The 15762-nt window shown below is 62.3% G+C and carries 18 protein-coding genes and 1 pseudogene; 7 read left to right on the top strand and 12 right to left on the bottom strand.

Translation table 11 applies throughout. The annotated features are described in order from the left end of the window. Positions 1–196: 196 nt before the first annotated feature. Entirely contained in the window at positions 197–1000 is an 804-nt protein-coding gene (locus O3303_RS02480; protein ID WP_269560487.1) for a class I SAM-dependent methyltransferase, read from the bottom strand. A gap of 6 nt (positions 1001–1006) precedes the next feature. Beyond that, a complete protein-coding gene (locus O3303_RS02475; RefSeq protein WP_269560486.1) occupies positions 1007–1435 on the bottom strand; it encodes a BLUF domain-containing protein in 429 nt (142 codons plus the stop codon). A gap of 207 nt (positions 1436–1642) precedes the next feature. Between O3303_RS02475 and O3303_RS02470 the strand changes: the two genes are divergently transcribed. Beyond that, positions 1643–2746, top strand: a complete 1104-nt coding sequence (locus O3303_RS02470; RefSeq protein ID WP_269560485.1) for a mechanosensitive ion channel family protein — start codon at positions 1643–1645, stop codon at positions 2744–2746. 9 nt (positions 2747–2755) lie between these two features. On the opposite strand, the gene O3303_RS02465 is transcribed toward O3303_RS02470, so the two are convergent. Beyond that, complete coding sequence (locus O3303_RS02465; protein ID WP_269560484.1) at positions 2756–3493, bottom strand: hypothetical protein; 738 nt, start codon at positions 3491–3493, stop codon at positions 2756–2758. 233 nt (positions 3494–3726) lie between these two features. On the opposite strand from O3303_RS02465, the gene O3303_RS02460 reads away from it, so the two are divergent. Together O3303_RS02460 and O3303_RS02455 are read left to right on the top strand one after the other, a co-directional pair. Further along, entirely contained in the window at positions 3727–4263 is a 537-nt protein-coding gene (locus tag O3303_RS02460) for a GNAT family N-acetyltransferase (protein WP_269560483.1), read from the top strand. 111 nt (positions 4264–4374) lie between these two features. Continuing rightward, positions 4375–5907, top strand: a complete 1533-nt coding sequence (locus O3303_RS02455; protein WP_269560482.1) for a malate:quinone oxidoreductase — start codon at positions 4375–4377, stop codon at positions 5905–5907. Positions 5908–6099: 192 nt separating this feature from the next. Here the strand turns inward: O3303_RS02455 and ctlX are convergent, their stop codons facing one another. Further along, positions 6100–6999 (bottom strand): citrulline utilization hydrolase CtlX, encoded by a 900-nt coding sequence (gene ctlX, locus O3303_RS02450; protein ID WP_269560481.1) that lies wholly within the window; start codon positions 6997–6999, stop codon positions 6100–6102. A 132-nt stretch (positions 7000–7131) separates the two neighbouring features. Between ctlX and O3303_RS02445 the strand changes: the two genes are divergently transcribed. Then, a complete protein-coding gene (locus tag O3303_RS02445) occupies positions 7132–7536 on the top strand; it encodes a hypothetical protein (protein WP_269560480.1) in 405 nt (134 codons plus the stop codon). Between the two features lie 502 nt (positions 7537–8038). On the opposite strand, the gene O3303_RS02440 is transcribed toward O3303_RS02445, so the two are convergent. Together O3303_RS02440 and O3303_RS02435 are read right to left on the bottom strand one after the other, a co-directional pair. Further along, the gene (locus tag O3303_RS02440) at positions 8039–8230 is read right to left on the bottom strand and encodes a cold-shock protein (RefSeq protein WP_044013145.1); all 192 of its coding nucleotides are present in this window, start codon (positions 8228–8230) and stop codon (positions 8039–8041) included. A gap of 382 nt (positions 8231–8612) precedes the next feature. Next, entirely contained in the window at positions 8613–9041 is a 429-nt protein-coding gene (locus O3303_RS02435) for a BLUF domain-containing protein (RefSeq protein ID WP_269560479.1), read from the bottom strand. A gap of 206 nt (positions 9042–9247) precedes the next feature. On the opposite strand from O3303_RS02435, the gene O3303_RS02430 reads away from it, so the two are divergent. Next, positions 9248–10204, top strand: a complete 957-nt coding sequence (locus O3303_RS02430; RefSeq protein WP_269560478.1) for an NmrA family NAD(P)-binding protein — start codon at positions 9248–9250, stop codon at positions 10202–10204. 125 nt (positions 10205–10329) lie between these two features. After that, positions 10330–11172: an ion transporter gene (locus O3303_RS02425; protein WP_269560477.1), complete on the top strand. Its 843-nt coding sequence runs from the start codon at positions 10330–10332 to the stop codon at positions 11170–11172. 15 nt (positions 11173–11187) lie between these two features. Here the strand turns inward: O3303_RS02425 and O3303_RS02420 are convergent, their stop codons facing one another. The 6 genes and pseudogenes from O3303_RS02420 to O3303_RS02395 form a co-directional block, all read right to left on the bottom strand. Further along, a complete protein-coding gene (locus tag O3303_RS02420) occupies positions 11188–11652 on the bottom strand; it encodes a hypothetical protein (RefSeq protein WP_269560476.1) in 465 nt (154 codons plus the stop codon). A 157-nt stretch (positions 11653–11809) separates the two neighbouring features. Continuing rightward, a complete protein-coding gene (locus tag O3303_RS02415) occupies positions 11810–12169 on the bottom strand; it encodes a hypothetical protein (protein ID WP_269560475.1) in 360 nt (119 codons plus the stop codon). Between the two features lie 233 nt (positions 12170–12402). Next, positions 12403–13131 carry an NADPH-dependent F420 reductase gene (locus O3303_RS02410; protein WP_269560474.1) on the bottom strand — a complete coding sequence of 243 codons (729 nt, stop codon included), beginning with the start codon at positions 13129–13131 and terminating at the stop codon, positions 12403–12405. A gap of 176 nt (positions 13132–13307) precedes the next feature. Continuing rightward, positions 13308–13748 (bottom strand): type II toxin-antitoxin system VapC family toxin, encoded by a 441-nt coding sequence (locus tag O3303_RS02405; RefSeq protein ID WP_269560473.1) that lies wholly within the window; start codon positions 13746–13748, stop codon positions 13308–13310. Continuing rightward, complete coding sequence (locus O3303_RS02400; protein ID WP_269560472.1) at positions 13697–13927, bottom strand: hypothetical protein; 231 nt, start codon at positions 13925–13927, stop codon at positions 13697–13699. Before O3303_RS02400 ends, O3303_RS02405 begins: the two co-directional genes overlap by 52 nt. Positions 13928–14009: 82 nt before the next feature. Continuing rightward, positions 14010–14437, bottom strand: a pseudogene (locus O3303_RS02395) (urocanate hydratase); the annotation flags it as partial. A 293-nt stretch (positions 14438–14730) separates the two neighbouring features. On the opposite strand from O3303_RS02395, the gene O3303_RS02390 reads away from it, so the two are divergent. After that, positions 14731–15723 (top strand): MBL fold metallo-hydrolase, encoded by a 993-nt coding sequence (locus O3303_RS02390; RefSeq protein WP_269560471.1) that lies wholly within the window; start codon positions 14731–14733, stop codon positions 15721–15723. Positions 15724–15762: the final 39 nt, after the last annotated feature.

Genomic DNA, 15762 nt, shown 5'->3' with positions numbered 1-15762 from the left:
TTTGTAGTTCGCGCTACAAGCGCCGCTTGCACCTCGTTGCCCGTCATGCTGAGCTTGCCGAAGCATCTCTACCTCTGGCTAATCAATGCCAACACAACAAAGCGGTAGAGATGCTTCGACAAGTTCAGCATGACGGTCTTCCCCAAATACACTGTTAGCCCGGGCTCTCATTCCTACCTACGGTCGGAATGAGAGCCTACTTCTTTTGGGCTACCACCGAGTAGACCATCGGCAGCTTGCCGCGTAGGTGCGGGAACTGGTAGCACCGCTCGCCTGCGTCTTCCAGGCCGGCGAAGCAGTTGTAGGGCGAGTAGTCATACTCGTCGAAGTGGCGGATTTCCAGGCCCTGACCGAGCAGGGCGCCCAGCACCTCGCTCAGGCTGTGGTTCCAGGAAACGGACGTGGTTTCGATGGGCGCGGCGCGGTCGGCGTAGGTGCCAGTTTCCAGCTCCGTGATGGTTTCGCGGTTGAAGTAGGAGTAGTCGAAGCGGGTGAAATTGTTGTCGAACATCCAGACCACCGGGTGAAACTCCACCAGCACCAGGCGGCCGCCGGGCTTCAGGGAGTGCGCCACCACGGCGGCCCAGCGGTCCATGTCGGGCAGCCAGCCCAGCACGCCGTACGTGGTGAACACCATATCAAACTGCTGGTGCAGCTGCTGCGGCAGCGCATACACATCGGCGCAGATGAACTCTGCATTCAGCCCCAACTGGGCGTTCAGCTCGCGAGCTTTGGCAATGGCCTGGTCCGACAGGTCTACGCCCGTAACCTGCGCGCCCAGCCGGCTCAGCGACAACGAGTCCTGCCCGAAATGGCACTGAAGATGCAGCACGCGCTGCCCCACCACTTCTCCCAGCAAACCCAGCTCAATGGCGTTCAGCGACGACTCTCCGGCCAGGAAAGCAGGTACGTTGTAGAAATCCGAGGCCACATGGTGCACGGTTTTCGTGTTCCAGAGCGTGCGGTTTATCTCGGCATAGTTGGCGGGGTAGTCGGGCACGGGCGGTCAGGCGTTGGCGGTATGCACAGCGGCAAACTCGCGCAGTACTTCAAAGAAAGGACGGTCCATGCTCTGCGGGCGGACCGCTAAAAAACCAGTGTTATCGAGGTTGCGGTAGCCGGCCAGCTGCACGAACGTATCAGGCGCGGCCGTGGCAAAGCCCATGGACCAGTCGGGGAAAGCCCGCTCAGGAATGGGGCCGTCGGCCAGCTTGTAGAGGTGGGTGTGGCGAATGTCCTGGGCAATGATGTCGTAGAGCTGCTCCACGGCAGACTGCTCGCCTTCCAGCACCTGCAGAATCTCGCCTTCGCTCACCAGCAGCAGACCGGTGATGGCGCGCGCTTGGTTTTTGCGCCGCGAGTGCAGCAACAGCTCCTTTAGCTGATGCTCGTCCAATTCGCCTGTTGCGGAGCTGAGGTATACAATCCGATGCATATAGTAATAATAGACTAATTTTTTTTGCTCCTGCCGATCGTTTGGTTGAATTACATGCTAATAAGCGAAATTTTCGGGGGCAACTGCTCAGTCTGAGCCGGCTGCTGCCAGCCCCTGAAGCCTGCCCGGACTACAACCTTTGGCTGATGCCGCGGGTACATGGCAGCACTGCCCGTCGGTTTGCGGCGGCTACTTGCCCTCCTTCCCATGCCCTTCCAACTTCCCGACCTGCTGCCCGACCAAGTAGAAACCCTGCTGCGCACGCTGGCCATTGTGGCCGGCAGCGTGCTGGCAGGGTGGCTGCTGAAAGTGGTGGTATTCGGGGCGCTGGCCGCCTACGTCCGGCGCGAGCCGGCTACGCTGCTGGCCAGCTCGGTGCTACGCCACCTGCGCCAGCCCAGCGCGTGGTTTTTCCCGGTGCTGGTGGTCTCGTTTGTGCTGCCGCTTACCTCCCTCCAAGACCGCAGCCTGGAAGTAGCGCGGCGGCTGGTGGAAACGGCGCTGCTCACCACCTTCGCCTGGGGTTTGGTGAAAACCGTGGACGTTATTCAGGACCTGGTGCAGCAGCACTATCGCCTCGCGGATGACGACAACCTGCGGGTGCGCAAGCTGTTCACGCAGCTGCAGTTCGTGAAAAAGCTCACCGTGTCGCTCATCATCTTCGTGGCCGTGGCCCTCATTCTGATGAGCTTCGCCACGGTGCGCAAAATCGGGACGGGCCTGCTCACGTCGGCGGGCATTGCCAGCGTAATTGTGGGATTTGCCGCCCAGCGCTCCATCGGCAACCTGCTGGCCGGCTTCCAGATTGCCTTCACCCAGCCCATCCGCCTCGACGACGTGCTGGTGGTGGAAGGCGAGTGGGGCCGGGTGGAGGAAATTACGTTTACGTACGTGGTACTGCGCATCTGGGACGAGCGGCGGCTGGTGCTGCCGCTCAACTATTTCATCGAGAAGCCCTTCCAGAACTGGACCCGCACTGCCTCGCAGCTGCTGGGCACCGTATTTCTGTACACCGACTACACGATTCCGGTGGAGGCCGTGCGTGCCGAGCTGCAGCGCGTGGTGGCCGCGCATCCGCTCTGGGACCAGCGCGTGTGCGTGCTGCAGGTGACGGATTCCAAGGAGCGTACCATCGAGCTGCGCTGCCTGGTGAGTGCCGCCAATTCCAGCCAGGCGTTTGACCTGCGGTGCGCGGTGCGGGAGCAGATGATTGCCTTCATTCAGCAGCGCTACCCGCAGTGCCTGCCCAAAACCCGCACCCTCACCGAACCCACCGACCAGCCCTTCACGCCCGGCATCGTGGAAGACTAACGGCCGCCTTCAGCCACCAAACACAAACCGCCGCTGCCGCAGCCAGCTTTCCAGCAGGCGCGCATCGGCCGAAATGCGGCCCACTACGCGGTACTTGGAGCGCAGGGCGGCGGAGGTAGCCGCATCCTCGTTCACCACCTGCCCTTCGCCCAGGTACGTGGAATGGATGAAGCGCACCTGCCCCTGCCGCACGCGCAGAAAACCCACGTGAAAGTCCAGCCCCACGATGTAGAGGCCGTCGCCGAGCTGCTGCACCTGCTGCACGAAACGGGCCTGCGGCACGAGACGGTAGCGCCGGATGTGGGCTTCGTCGGTGAGGTTCTGGATCAGCTTTTCCGAAGTGGTTTTAGCCAGCGCCACCCGGTCGAGGCGCAGGCCGGCGTCGCGCAGGGTGGTCGTCACGAAGTAGCCGCAGGCAATGGAATCTTGCCGGGGCTGCTGGGTGGTGCCGTAGAACGCCCAGGGCGTGCCATACCACGCGGGCCAGATAACCGTATCGAGGCTGGCCACGAGCAGTTGCCGGGCCTGTTGCAGCGCGGCCGCTTTCTGCGTGGCTGTGCGGGCCTGCCGGTAGCGCGCCGCCAGGGCCGTGCGCCGGGCCGCCAGCCGGGTCACGCGCGGCTTGTATTCGGCCGCTGCCGCCGGGTCGGGGCGCGTTTCGGTGGGCCCCGACCCGGCCGCCGGCGCCTCAGCATGGCAGGCACCGGTCAGCAGGGCCAGCAGCAACGGCAGGTATTTCGGGAGCATATCGAAAATGAGGGGGAGGAAGATTGGCAAAATAACGTAGCCGCATCATTTTATTGCACTATCATAATATAGCTTTTGACTCAAGGCCGGCTTATGCTGCTGCCTTGCATAATAATCTGTCTGCGGAGGCAGAGGCCGAACAATCCGCCCGCTGGCCGCCTTACCTTCGTAGGGACGGCGTGGCAACTGCCCTGCCGTCCCCGCAAAACGGCCCTTTTTCCCCTGCTTATTTTATGATCCGACTCGAATACTTCACCCCGGCCGACTTTCCGCAGCTCATCGACTGGATAACCGATCCTAAGCTGCTCATGAACTGGTCGGGCTCGTTGTTCAGCTTCCCCCTCACCGAAGACAAGCTGGCCTGGTACCTGGCCGATACCAACGACCCCGCCACCTCCGACGCGCTGGTGTACAAGGCCATCGAAACCAAGACCGGCGAGGTGGTGGGCCATATTTCGCTGGGCGGCATCAGCCGCAAAAACAGCGCCGCCCGCATCAGCCGGGTGCTGGTGGGCAACAGCACGGCGCGGCGGCGCGGCATCTGCCAGGGCATGATGCAGGCCATCCTGCGCATCGGCTTCGAAGACCTGGGCCTGCACCGCATCGACCTGGGCGTGTACGATTTCAACACGGCCGCCATCCGCTGCTACGAGAAGGCCGGCATGCAGCAGGAAGGCCTCTCTCGCGACATTCTGCGCTACGAGGGCGAATATTGGAGCCTGATTGAGATGAGCATGCTCGACCACGAGTGGCGCGCCCTGCACGGCTAACTCCAACCCGGCAGTACCTTTTTCCGGCCTCCTCACGTACCGTATCCGGGCCGTTCGGGCGGCAGCGCACTGTTGCGTCTGCGCCGGGCGGCTGTTTCCGTCTCTCTCCCCATGAGCACACCTGCCTTCGACCCTACCACTACTACTACCACGGATGTCGTCCTGATTGGGGCCGGCATCATGAGCGCCACGCTGGGTTTGATGCTCAAGGAGCTGGACCCCAGCCTGACCATCACCATCCTGGAGCGCCTCGACGTGGCCGCCGCCGAAAGCTCCGACGCCTGGAACAACGCCGGCACCGGCCACTCGGCGTTCTGCGAGCTGAACTACACGCCCGAAAAGCCCGACGGCACCATCGACATCAGCAAGGCCCTCAAGATTGCCGAGCAGTTCGAGGAAAGCAAGCAGTTCTGGGCCTACCTCACGGAGCAGTACAGCGTGAAGGAAATCCAGCGCTTCATCAACCATATTCCGCACATCAGCTTTGTGTGGGATGAGGAAAACGTGGAATATCTGCGCAAGCGCCACGCGGCCCTCACGCAGTCGGCCCTGTTCGAGGGCATGGAATTCAGCACCGACCCCGCCGAGCTGCGCGCCTGGATGCCGCTGGTGATGGATGGCCGCGACCCGCAGCAGCCCATAGCCGCCACCCGCATGGACCTGGGCACTGATGTCAACTTCGGCTCGCTCACGCGTGGCATGTTCTATCTGCTGCAGGAGAAGCCCGGCGTGACCATGCACTTCCACCACGACGTGCAGAAGCTGCGCCGCAAAGACGACGGCACCTGGAGCGTGAAGGCCGAAGACCGCACCACCGGCCAGACGCTGAAAGTGCGGGCCCGGTTCGTATTCATCGGGGCCGGTGGTGGCTCGTTACCGCTGCTCGAAAAGTCGGGCATTCCGGAGGCCGATGGCTTCGGGGGCTTCCCGGTGAGCGGGCAGTGGCTGAAGTGCACCAACCCCGCCGTTATTGCCCGCCACGACGCCAAGGTCTACGGCAAAGCCAGCGTGGGCTCGCCGCCCATGTCGGTGCCCCACCTCGATTCGCGCATGATTGACGGCCGCAAGGAGCTGCTGTTCGGCCCCTACGCCGGCTTCAGCACCAAGTTCCTCAAAACCGGCTCTTACCTCGACCTGCCCGGCTCCATCCAGCTCAGCAACCTGCGCCCGATGATCATGGCGGGCCTGAAAAACCTGCCGCTCACCAAATACCTCATCCAGCAGGTGCGCCAGTCGCCGCAGGACCGGGTGGCGGCTCTGCGCGAGTACCTGCCCGAAGCCCGGCCCGAAGACTGGGAGCTGGCCGTGGCCGGCCAGCGCGTGCAGGTTATCAAGAAAGACGAAAAGCAGGGCGGCGTGCTGGAATTCGGCACCGAGGTAGTCACCAGCGCCGACGGCTCTATTGCGGCACTGCTGGGCGCTTCGCCCGGTGCGTCCACGGCCGTCAGCATCATGGTGCAGCTGGTGCAGAAGTGCTTTCCGCAGCAGGCGGCCTCGCCGGAGTGGCAGCAGAAGTTTCACGACATGCTGCCGTCTTTCGGGCAGTCGTTGGCCACCAAGCCGGAACTGGTAGCCGAAGTGCGGGCCCGTACCAGCAAAGTGCTGGGGTTGGTAGAGCCCGCCTCGCAGCAGGCTGGCAGGTAACTTCAGACCGTCATTCCGAGCAGCGCGAGGAATGACGGTCTGAAGTTAAAGGACGTTCTGCGTGCTGATGTTGTAATAGTAATCCCAATGTCAGCACGCGAGATTCCTCGCTCCGCTCGGAATGACGTTCTGTATTATGACGTTCTGCGTTATGACCTTCGGTTTTGCCTTTCCCAACTCCACCCCATCTACTTACGCCCGCTCTGGCAGAAATACCTCGGCCAGCATGCACCGCACACTCCCGCCGCCTATGGTTTCGATGGTGGGGATGGGCAGCGGCAACAACGTGGCGTAGGCGCTCAGCGTCTGGCGTTGAGCGGGCGTAAGCGCCTCGTGGGCGGTCTGGGAAAGGGCCAGCAGCGCCGGACCGGCGGCGGGCTGCAGGATCAGCATGTTGCCGGCAAAGCACGCCACCTGCGCCAGCGAGATATCCACGATTTCGTGGTCGGTTTCCTGCAACGACACCACCACAGCGGCGCGCTCGGCAGCGTCCCGGATGCTTTCCAGGCATACTACCGCAAACCCCGGCCCGATGCTCAGCAGCACGTTGGTGTGGTAGATTTCCTGCCCCTGCGCGTCCTGCGCCCGAAACGACACCGGCCGGTAGCCCAGCTGCGCGCACACTTCGGCCAGCAGCGCCGCATCCGTGCGGGGCGACAAGCCAGCGTACGCCACCCGGTGCTCGTGGTCGAAGATGAGGCTGCCGGTGCCTTCCAGAAACACCTGCTGCTGCTCCCACGCGGCGAAATCCACTACTTCCGTCACCAGGAAGTCCTGCGCCAGCGCGGCCACGATGTCGGGGCGGCGCTCCAGGCGGCGGTTGGGCGCGCACATAGGGTAGAGCAGCACCCGGCCGTCGGCGTGCAGCGTGAGCCAGTTGTTGGGAAATACGGCGTCGGGCCGAACCGGCTCGGGCGCATCCTCGAACACCAGCACCCGCACACCGTGGGCCCGCAGCTGCGCCACTGCCCCGTCGAATTCGGCCAGGGCCCGTGCTTGCAGCGCCCCCGGCGTTTGCTCCGCTATGGGCTGCTGAAACGAGTTGGAAAAGGCAGTTTCGGCGTTGAAGCCGAACGCGGCCGGGCGAACCATAAAAACTGTGGAAGCAGACTGCATAGCGAAGAAACAGGGCGGGAAGTCCACAAATATGCAGCGCCGGGCCCAGACCGGCTCAACCATGCCCCCCGCCCCGCGTAGAGCTAATTTATTCCACGCCCTTCCTGCATGTACCACGCCCTACCTGCCCGCGACTTCCTCGACCTCACCTATCGGGACGATGTCTGCTTTATCATCAACCGGATTCTGCGCCCGCTGGCCCCCACTGAGGCCCAGGAAGCCTACGCCCTCATGCTGGATGCTGCCAACCAGCACGGCTGCCAGCATTGGCTCATCGACCTGCGCCGCCACACCTCCTACCAGCCCGAGCTGCTCACCACGTTCTTTCCGCAGGCCGGCGACCAGCCCGATAAGGTCACTTACCTGGCCTACCTGGTGACGCCGATGCTGCTGGCCGAAATTGAAGCCCAGGACGACACGCCCCTGCCTGCTCACTACGACAACCTGCCATTTCGTGTGCAGCTTTTCGTGGATGAGCTGGCGGCGCAGGAATGGCTCACCAGCAACCACTAAGCGGCGCTTATCCAGGCCTGAAAAAGACTGGAAAACCAGCCTGATAGAAGACGTTTAGCTCATTTTAAGGAATTGCCGCCGGCCATGAGGCAGGGCGCGGCACGCGGGTGTACCTTCACGATTCGCCTCTGTAAAACTCCCATGAAATACGCGCTACTTCTCTTCTCGCTGCTTTTCGGGTTGGCCGGGGCGCAGGCCGGCCAGCTTACCTTTCGGGTAGATCTGGGGTAAGCTGCCAGTTGCCGGCGTTAGGCATCATGGCAACGCCCGGTGGGGCACCGTCGTGGCTGCGGCCCGACGGTGCCCCACCGGGCGTTATCAATTGCTCAGCTACCAATACCCTGACGAGCCCGGCCGTGTGCTCGCCTGCCTGGAGCGTGCGCCGGCAGATTCCGCAAAACGATTCAGCTCGTCCGTATGCGGTTTGTTCACGCAGCCAGAAGGCACAAAAAAAGGAGCATGCCGGCTGGCATGCTCCTTTTCCTATAGGCGGTGAGGGAAACTACGCGCGGCGTACTTTCACAGCGTTCAGACCTTTACGGCCTTCTTCTACCTCGAACTCAACCTTGTCGTTGTCGCGGATTTCGTCGATCAGACCGGTTACGTGAACGAATACGTCTTGGCCGGTGGCTGCGTCGTTGATGAAACCAAAGCCTTTGGTTTCATTAAAGAATTTTACTGTTCCTGTTGACATGATGCTTAGGAAATTGGAAGGAAATTAAAGCAACTGGCAACGAAACTCTACAATAATTCAGCATAGCGAATCAATGGTAGCGGCACGAGGCTATTTGCCTTTAACACTGTAAATATAGGGCTTATTTTTATTTCGCCGGACGCTGACGACTTCTTAGCGGCAACACCAGCGCTTTGGCGGCACTATGCGGCTTGGTTTTGACTGGTTTTTCAGGTGAAAAAGCTGCTTAAAACGACGATAAACGGCACTTTTAAGATTTTATTCACTTTGGCCGCTATTCGTGGAAATAGTATCCGGCTTCGGCCACGCAGTCTACTGGCGCGGAGCAAATCAACTGGTTTTGTGTGCTGCCCGGCTTTGACGGGCCCGCGTTCAGAAGGCGTCAGAGCTGCCAGCCGTCTTCCACCACAAACGACCGGAGCAGACAAAGCATGCCTTCATCCATTTCGGGTAGGTGCCTGTCGAGGAAGTCGGAGCGGTAAGGGTTTATGTAGCCGGTCAGGCGCCCGAAATCCTCGCCGGAGAGCGACTGAAAGCCCATAGACCAGTCGGGGAAGATACGCTGCGGAATGAAACCGTTGGAAAGCCGGAGGATACAGGTGTGGCGGTAGTCGGCGGTAATGCGGCTGTAAAGGGCTTCCGTGGCGGACTGCTCGCCTTCCAGTACCTGCAGGAAACTATCGTTGCTGAACAGCAGCAAGCCCGTGATTCCCAGTTGCCGGTTGCTGCTGCGCGCCTGCCGGAGCAACTGCCGGAGAGCGGCAGTGGTAGGATGCCCTACGGCGGTGCTTTGATAGACGATATGGTGCATACGCCAAACCTTGCGGCAGCAAAAAGCAACTCCAGACCAGATCTACGGCCTGCCACAATAGATGAAAATACCGATTTTAAGCCGGCAAAGCAAGCTACCGCGGGGTACCTGGGTGGCAATATGTTCAAGCAACGACTGGCAGTTGCTCTGCATAACCTTCGGGGGCACATCTGGGTATTACGCCCTCACGCCGACACTTCCTTTGTATGGATTCTGCTTCCTCAGCCCCGCGCTCCGCTACCGCCTCCTCTGCTATTCCCACCTCGCGCGGCACTGTGGTGCTGGCCGGCGCTACCGGGCAGCTGGGCTTGCTGATTGCTCATTTCCTGCGCCAGCGCGGGGCCACCGTGCGGGCCCTGGTGCGCCCCGGTGCCGTGGCCGGGGCCGAGGCCACTTCGCTGCGGCTGCAGGGCGTGGAAGTAGTAGCTGCCGACTACTCCGACGCGGCGGCGCTGACGGCGGCCTGCGCCGGGGCATCGTGCGTAGTATCGGCGCTTTCGGGGCTGCGGGAGGTGATTGTGGACGCCCAGACGCAGCTGCTCGATGCGGCCGTGGCGGCCAGCGTACAGCGCTTCATCCCCTCCGACTTTTCGGCTGACTTCACGCGGCTGCCCGAGGGTTCGAACCGCAATTTCGACCTGCGCCGCGAGTTTCAGCGGCGGCTGGAGCAGGCGCCCATTCAGGCCACCTCGGTGCTCAACGGCATGTTTATGGACCTGCTGACCGGGCAGGCGCCCGTGGTGCTGCCGGGCCCGAAGCGCGTGGTGTACTGGGGCGACGCCGACCAGCCGCTGGACTTCACGACCATGACCAACACCGCCGAATTCACGGCCGCCGCCGCCCTCGACCCCACTACGCCGCGCTACCTGCGCGTGGCGGGCGAGGTGGCGAGCATCCGGGGGCTGCAGGCAGCGGCCACGCGGGCCACGGGGCAGCCGTACAAGCTGTTTCGGGTAGGCGGGCTGGGCGCTTTCGGCAAGGTGGTACAGGTGACGAAAGCGCTGATGCCGGCCAGCAACGAGGTATTTCCGCCGTGGCAGGGCATGCAGTACCTGCACAATATGTTCAGCGGGCAGGCCAAGCTGGCCGAACCGCTCGACAACGACCGGTACCCCGAAATCCGGTGGACGCAAGTGCACGAAGTGCTGGCCGGGCGCCAGTAGCCGCGCTGGCAATCCGTTCCGCACGTTAGCGCGTCGGCCGGGCTCAGGCATTTTTCGTAAGCCAGGACCTACCCCGGTGGTCGGCAACGAGATTCTTCTCTCCTGCTGCCGCCTTCCTGCCGCCTATGAATATCCGCCCCCGCGAAAACGCGCCTGCCTGGAAGCAAAACGCCTACCGCATCATCTTCGAATCTGATACGCGGGCGGGGCAGCTGTTTGATATTGTGCTGCTGGTGGCCATCGTGCTGAGCGTGCTGGCTGTGATGCTGGAAAGCGTCCGCAGCATTGAGGCGCAGTATGGGCCCGCGCTGCGGGTGGTGGAATGGGTGTTTACGGGCCTGTTTCTGGTGGAATATGTGCTGCGCCTGCTGGTGGTGCGGCGACCGCTGGCCTACGCGCTAAGTCTGCTCGGCATTATCGACTTCCTGTCGATAGTGCCCACGTTGGCGGCGCTGGTGCTGGCCGGCAGCCGCTACCTGCTCGTGATTCGGACGCTGCGGCTGCTGCGGGTGTTCCGCATCTTCAAGCTGGGGCAGTTTGTGGGCGAAGGCGAGTTTATCGTGCAGGCGCTGCGGGCCAGCCGCTTCAAGATTCTGGTGTTCCTGACGGCCGTTTTCACCCTGACCATTGTGGTGGGCACGCTCATGTACGTGGTGGAAGGCGGCCAGAACGGCTTCACCAGCATCCCGAAAAGCGTATACTGGGCCATCGTGACGCTGACGACGGTAGGCTACGGCGACATTTCGCCGGCCACGGTGCTGGGCCAGAGCCTGGCGTCGGTGCTGATGATTATGGGCTACGCCATCATTGCCGTGCCCACGGGCATCGTGTCGGCCCAGATGGCGCTGCCGGCCAGCGGCCGCCCCGCCGCCCCGCCCGCCTTCAGGCAGGCGCTATGCCACGTGTGCCAGGCCCCGGAGCACCGCCCCGACGCTGAGTATTGCTGGCGCTGCGGCGAGAAGCTGTAGCGGGGCGTACGCACGCTACTTTGCGCCCAATCCCGGCTGTACTATGAGCCACTTGAAACTTATGCCTTTCGCGTCGTCGGGGGTTAGATCCAGCCGGCCGGGCTTAGGTGTGGGTTTGGCGTAAGGGCGCTGTGAACCGTCGGCGGCTACTACGAGCAGGTTTTCATAGGGGATGAACACGAAAAGATGGTCCCCGGGCTGGGCTATGCGCTGCAACGGCCGCAGGTCGAGGCGGGACTGAGGCACGAGCATGATGGGCAGCACTGGCCGGCCGGCCCGAACCAGCGTGACTTCGGCGCCAGTGGCGCAGTAGCTGCCTGCCGCTGGGCAGCCAGGCGCGGGCACCAGACGCATCTGCGCACTGGCGGGCAGTGCGCTGCCGGTGGCTGGTATGGCCTGCCCATTGTGCAATACTTGCAGTACGGGGGCAGAGCAGTCAGTTTGGGCAGTGGCCGCGGTGGCCGCCAAGCAGCCGAGCATTGTAAAGAAGACTTTATACATGGACCAAGACCTAGAGATGCAACACATAACAGCGCTGATATTCAACGTAGCGGCTGCCACCCAGCGTATCACTGGCGAAAAATAATGAAGCCTTACTCTTGCTTTCCGCAGGCACTCCGTGCACGCACACCCTGGCCTACCGCGGAGCACCCAAAGGTGTGGACAGCGCGGCCCGCAACTGGTCGCTGGTGAACTGGAAGCGGACGGCCCCGCTAGGGCAGCTGATGTGGGTGGTGTAGGTTTTCACCCACAGAAACGTTTCTTCCTGCACCAGTCCAAAAGCCGACCAGGGAATGAACAGCGGTGGGTGGCCCACAAAGAAAATTTTCCAGGTGGACAGGTGCAGGCCCTCCGGGGTGATGCCCATGCGAGCTGCATTATTGTACTTCGCCACACCAATGCGCAGATAGGTTAGTGTCTGCCGGTACACGGCGGCGGGGGCTTCGGTTGCGGCATACGCCTCAGCCAGGCGGCTCCAGCCCATGCGGGATATCATGAAGACAACCAGACACCAGAAGGCTCCAAAAATAGGGATAAACAGCAGGGGTAGCCAAGGCACAATAGGATGCATACGTGCGGATACGCGGAGACCCACGCAGGGGTTGAAACTGGTGCTTTCGTGGTAATCACCTGAAACGAAAAGTGCCGCCTCAGTTTCCTGAAGCGACACTTTTCAGTTTGCCGAGGCACTTCCATGACCTCGCAGCCGGAACTGCTCCGGGCCGTTGGCTACTTCAGCTTGATGCCCTGGGCCTCCATAGCCTGCTCCGCCTTGGCGTGGTTGGCCAGGTACTCGGCGTGCTGGGCCTCGGTGCGCTCGGTGCCGAGGCTCACGAAATGCTCGCGCAGCTTGTCGGCAGGCAGGTCGGCACCGTAGGACGGGGTGCCGGGCTGCTGGCGCCACGACTCGTGCAGGGTGCCGTCGTCTACGGCGTCGAAGCCCAGCTCGTCAACCAGGGCCATTACCTTCTGCTTGGCGGCGGCATCGTCGCCGGCTACGGGCAGCGAGATGCGGCCGGGCGTGCCGGCGTCCTGGCCCTTATTTTCCAGATGGTCGGCGTAGATGTTGTTGAACACCTTCACCACAGGGCGGCCCAGATGCTGCTGCACCCACTCGCTTTCGGTCAGCGAGCCGGTTTCCAGCTCCGCAATCTTGCCGTCGCGCAGGTGGGGATAGTAGTTGCTGGTGTCGATGACGGGCACCTCAACCGGCACGCTGGTGAACAGGTCTTTGGGCAGGTCGGGAATGTTTTTCAGCGGGATGGTTACCACGATGATGTCGCTGCCGTGGCGGGCCGCTTCTTCGGCCGTAACGGGCGTAGCACCGGTTTTTTGGGCCACGTCCTTGAGCGTTTCAGGGCCGCGGGAGTTGGCGATATATACCGAATGGCCGAGACTGGTGAGCCGCACGGCCAGGGCGCTGCCGATGTGGCCGGCGCCAATGATTCCGATGTTCATAGTTGCGTGGTTTTGGTTGGTGCGCCGGTGATGGACCGGCGCAGGTATAGGTTACTGAACAGCGGAGGTGTAGGTTTTGCTTTTTTCTTCCCGGATAGCCTAGAACGAGCAACGCCGCCGGAGCGGGGCTCGGGCGGCGTTGGGTGGGAATAGCAGTAATTACTCGACGTCCTTCTTCACAGAGGCGGCAGCTGTGCTGCTTCATGTGGATTGAGCACTTGTATTCCGATTATGCTATTGAAGTCGCTGACGTTGCGGGTGAGCAGTGGCAGGCCGTGCGCTATGGCAGTGGCGGCAATAAGGGCATCGGGCAGCTTGATGCGGTGCTGCTGACGCAACAGAATCGTTTGCTGAACGACGGGCTCATCAATTGGCAAAATCGCCACGGCTTGCACGAAGGACTGCAGAAATGAGGCTTCCGAATCAGGCACAAGCTTTCCCAGCAACTCGATACGGGTGATTACAGAAACGGCAATCTGCTGTGCGGCCAACTGCGTATCGAGCCAAGTGGCACTGGACATCGGCAGCCGACCCAGTACCAGATCGATAACGACATTGGTATCGGCTATATATCCCGCTCCCATTCGTTTCGGATTTCGTGCAAGTGCTTGTCCCATTCCTCGGCCGGGGTGGTGGATATGGCAGCCAGCCCACCAGCCCACTTGCGTGGTGGCGCAACCGGCGGCAGTGCTGCCTCAGCGGTTGCCGCCACCACCCCCACTACCCGTACGCCCTGTTGCCGGCGCAGGGCCTCTACAGCGGCATCGTCGGAAACTTCTACCAATACTAATGTCATGGCTTGCGGGTCTTGGTTTAAGGAAAGATACGAAAGCAACAACGGCGGCAGGCAGAATATTCCCTCAGGAGCCGCTGCGAGTTTACGCCCGTCCCGAAATCTTCACCCCGCGCTCCTCAGCCACTTGCCGGGCCAGCTCGTAGCCGGCGTCGGCGTGGCGAAAGATACCCATGCCGGGGTCGGTGGTCAACACCCGCTTTAATCGTTCGGCCTTTTCGGGGGTGCCGGTGGCCACTATCACCATGCCGGAGTGGGTGGAGTTGCCGATGCCCACGCCGCCGCCGTTGTGCAGCGAAACCTAGTTGGCCACGGCGTCGGAGCCGTGGAGTATGCCTTCGGTTTAGCGGTTGGGCGAGGCCACGGAGCCGCAGTCGAGGTGGTCGCGGCCGATGACGATGGGGGCCGATACCTTCCCCACACCACCAAGTCGTTGATGACCAGGCCGAACTTCTCCCGCTCGCCGTAGCCTAGCTAGCACACGCGGGCCGGCAAGCCGATGAACGGCACCCTTGTAATACATAGGCCGGCCCTCCACCCCCGGCCCCTTCTCCTTAAAAGTGGGGGAGCCAGACGCACGGGTATCAGCGGGGCTGGTGGCTTGCCGGTTCAGCTCGGGCGTATCGGGGGGCGGAATGGGGCATGGCGGGCGGGATGGGATGCACGTGGGACGAGTGGAAGTTAGGCGTTTTTGACGGGGATAAAAGGCGGCTGCCGATACACTGCCGTCGGCCTCGTGTAGGCTCTACCGTACCCTTACCGCCGGATTTGCGTACGACTTATCATCATCCTTCCCTCCGATACTCATGAAACAGGTAGCCGCTGGCGTAACCCAGCTTCAGATTCAGCGCTTCGTTAATCTTTATTTCGTGGAAACCGGCCATGCCGGCGAATGGGTGCTGGTAGACACCGGCCTACCGGGCTCCGACAAGGACATCATTGCCGCCGCCGACAAACTGTTCTACCCCGGCACCCATCCCCAAGCCATCATCCTGACGCACGGCCACATGGACCACTCCGGCTCGGTGCAGGCGCTGGCCGAGCACTGGAAGGTGCCGGTGCTGGCCCACCCGCTGGAGCTGCCCTTCCTCACGGCCCGCGCCGTGTACCCGGCCGCCGACCCCACGGTGGAAAACGGCGGCTCCCTGGCGTTTGTGGCGCGGTTTTTCCCACCACAGTCGTTCCAGCTCTCCCGCTACGTGCAGGCCTTCCCTACCGACACCGAGGAGGTGCCCTACCTGCTGGGCTGGCGCTGGGTGCACGTACCCGGCCACGCGCCCGGCCAGCTGGCGCTGTTCCGCGAGTCGGACCGCACGCTGCTGGGCGCTGATGCCTTTGCTACTGCCAACCACGAGTCGGTACCGAAGCTGCTGCTGCAGGTACCCGAAATCAGCGTGGCCGGCGCGCCCTTCAACTACGACTGGCAGCAGGTGCGCGAGTCGGTGCAGAAGCTGGCGGTGTTGCGCCCCGAGGCCATTGGCTGCGGCCACGGCCCCGTCATCACTGGCCCCAAAGCCACCCAAGGACTCCAACACTTAGCCGATAACTTCCCCATGCCAACCAAAGGACGCTACGTACAGCAACCCGCCCGCCTCGACGCCAACGGCGTTGCCTCGGTGCCCCCCGCCCCTTCCGATCCGCTGCGCACCAAGCTCGCCATTGTGGGCGCTGCCCTGGGTGCCATGGCCGCCGCTGCGTACTTCGTTAAGAAGCAGAAAACGCATCAGCAGAACGCCTATCCCACCACCGAGCCCGATGGTCCGCGCCATGAGCGCACCGGCGAGGTAGTGCGGCATTAGTAGCCGCACCGCGTCATTTTTTACCGTGCCCCGACGGCC

Source organism: Hymenobacter canadensis, assembly GCF_027359925.1.
Taxonomy (GTDB): Bacteria; Bacteroidota; Bacteroidia; order Cytophagales; family Hymenobacteraceae; genus Hymenobacter; species Hymenobacter canadensis.
This window is presented reverse-complemented; position numbering and strand designations above follow the sequence as displayed.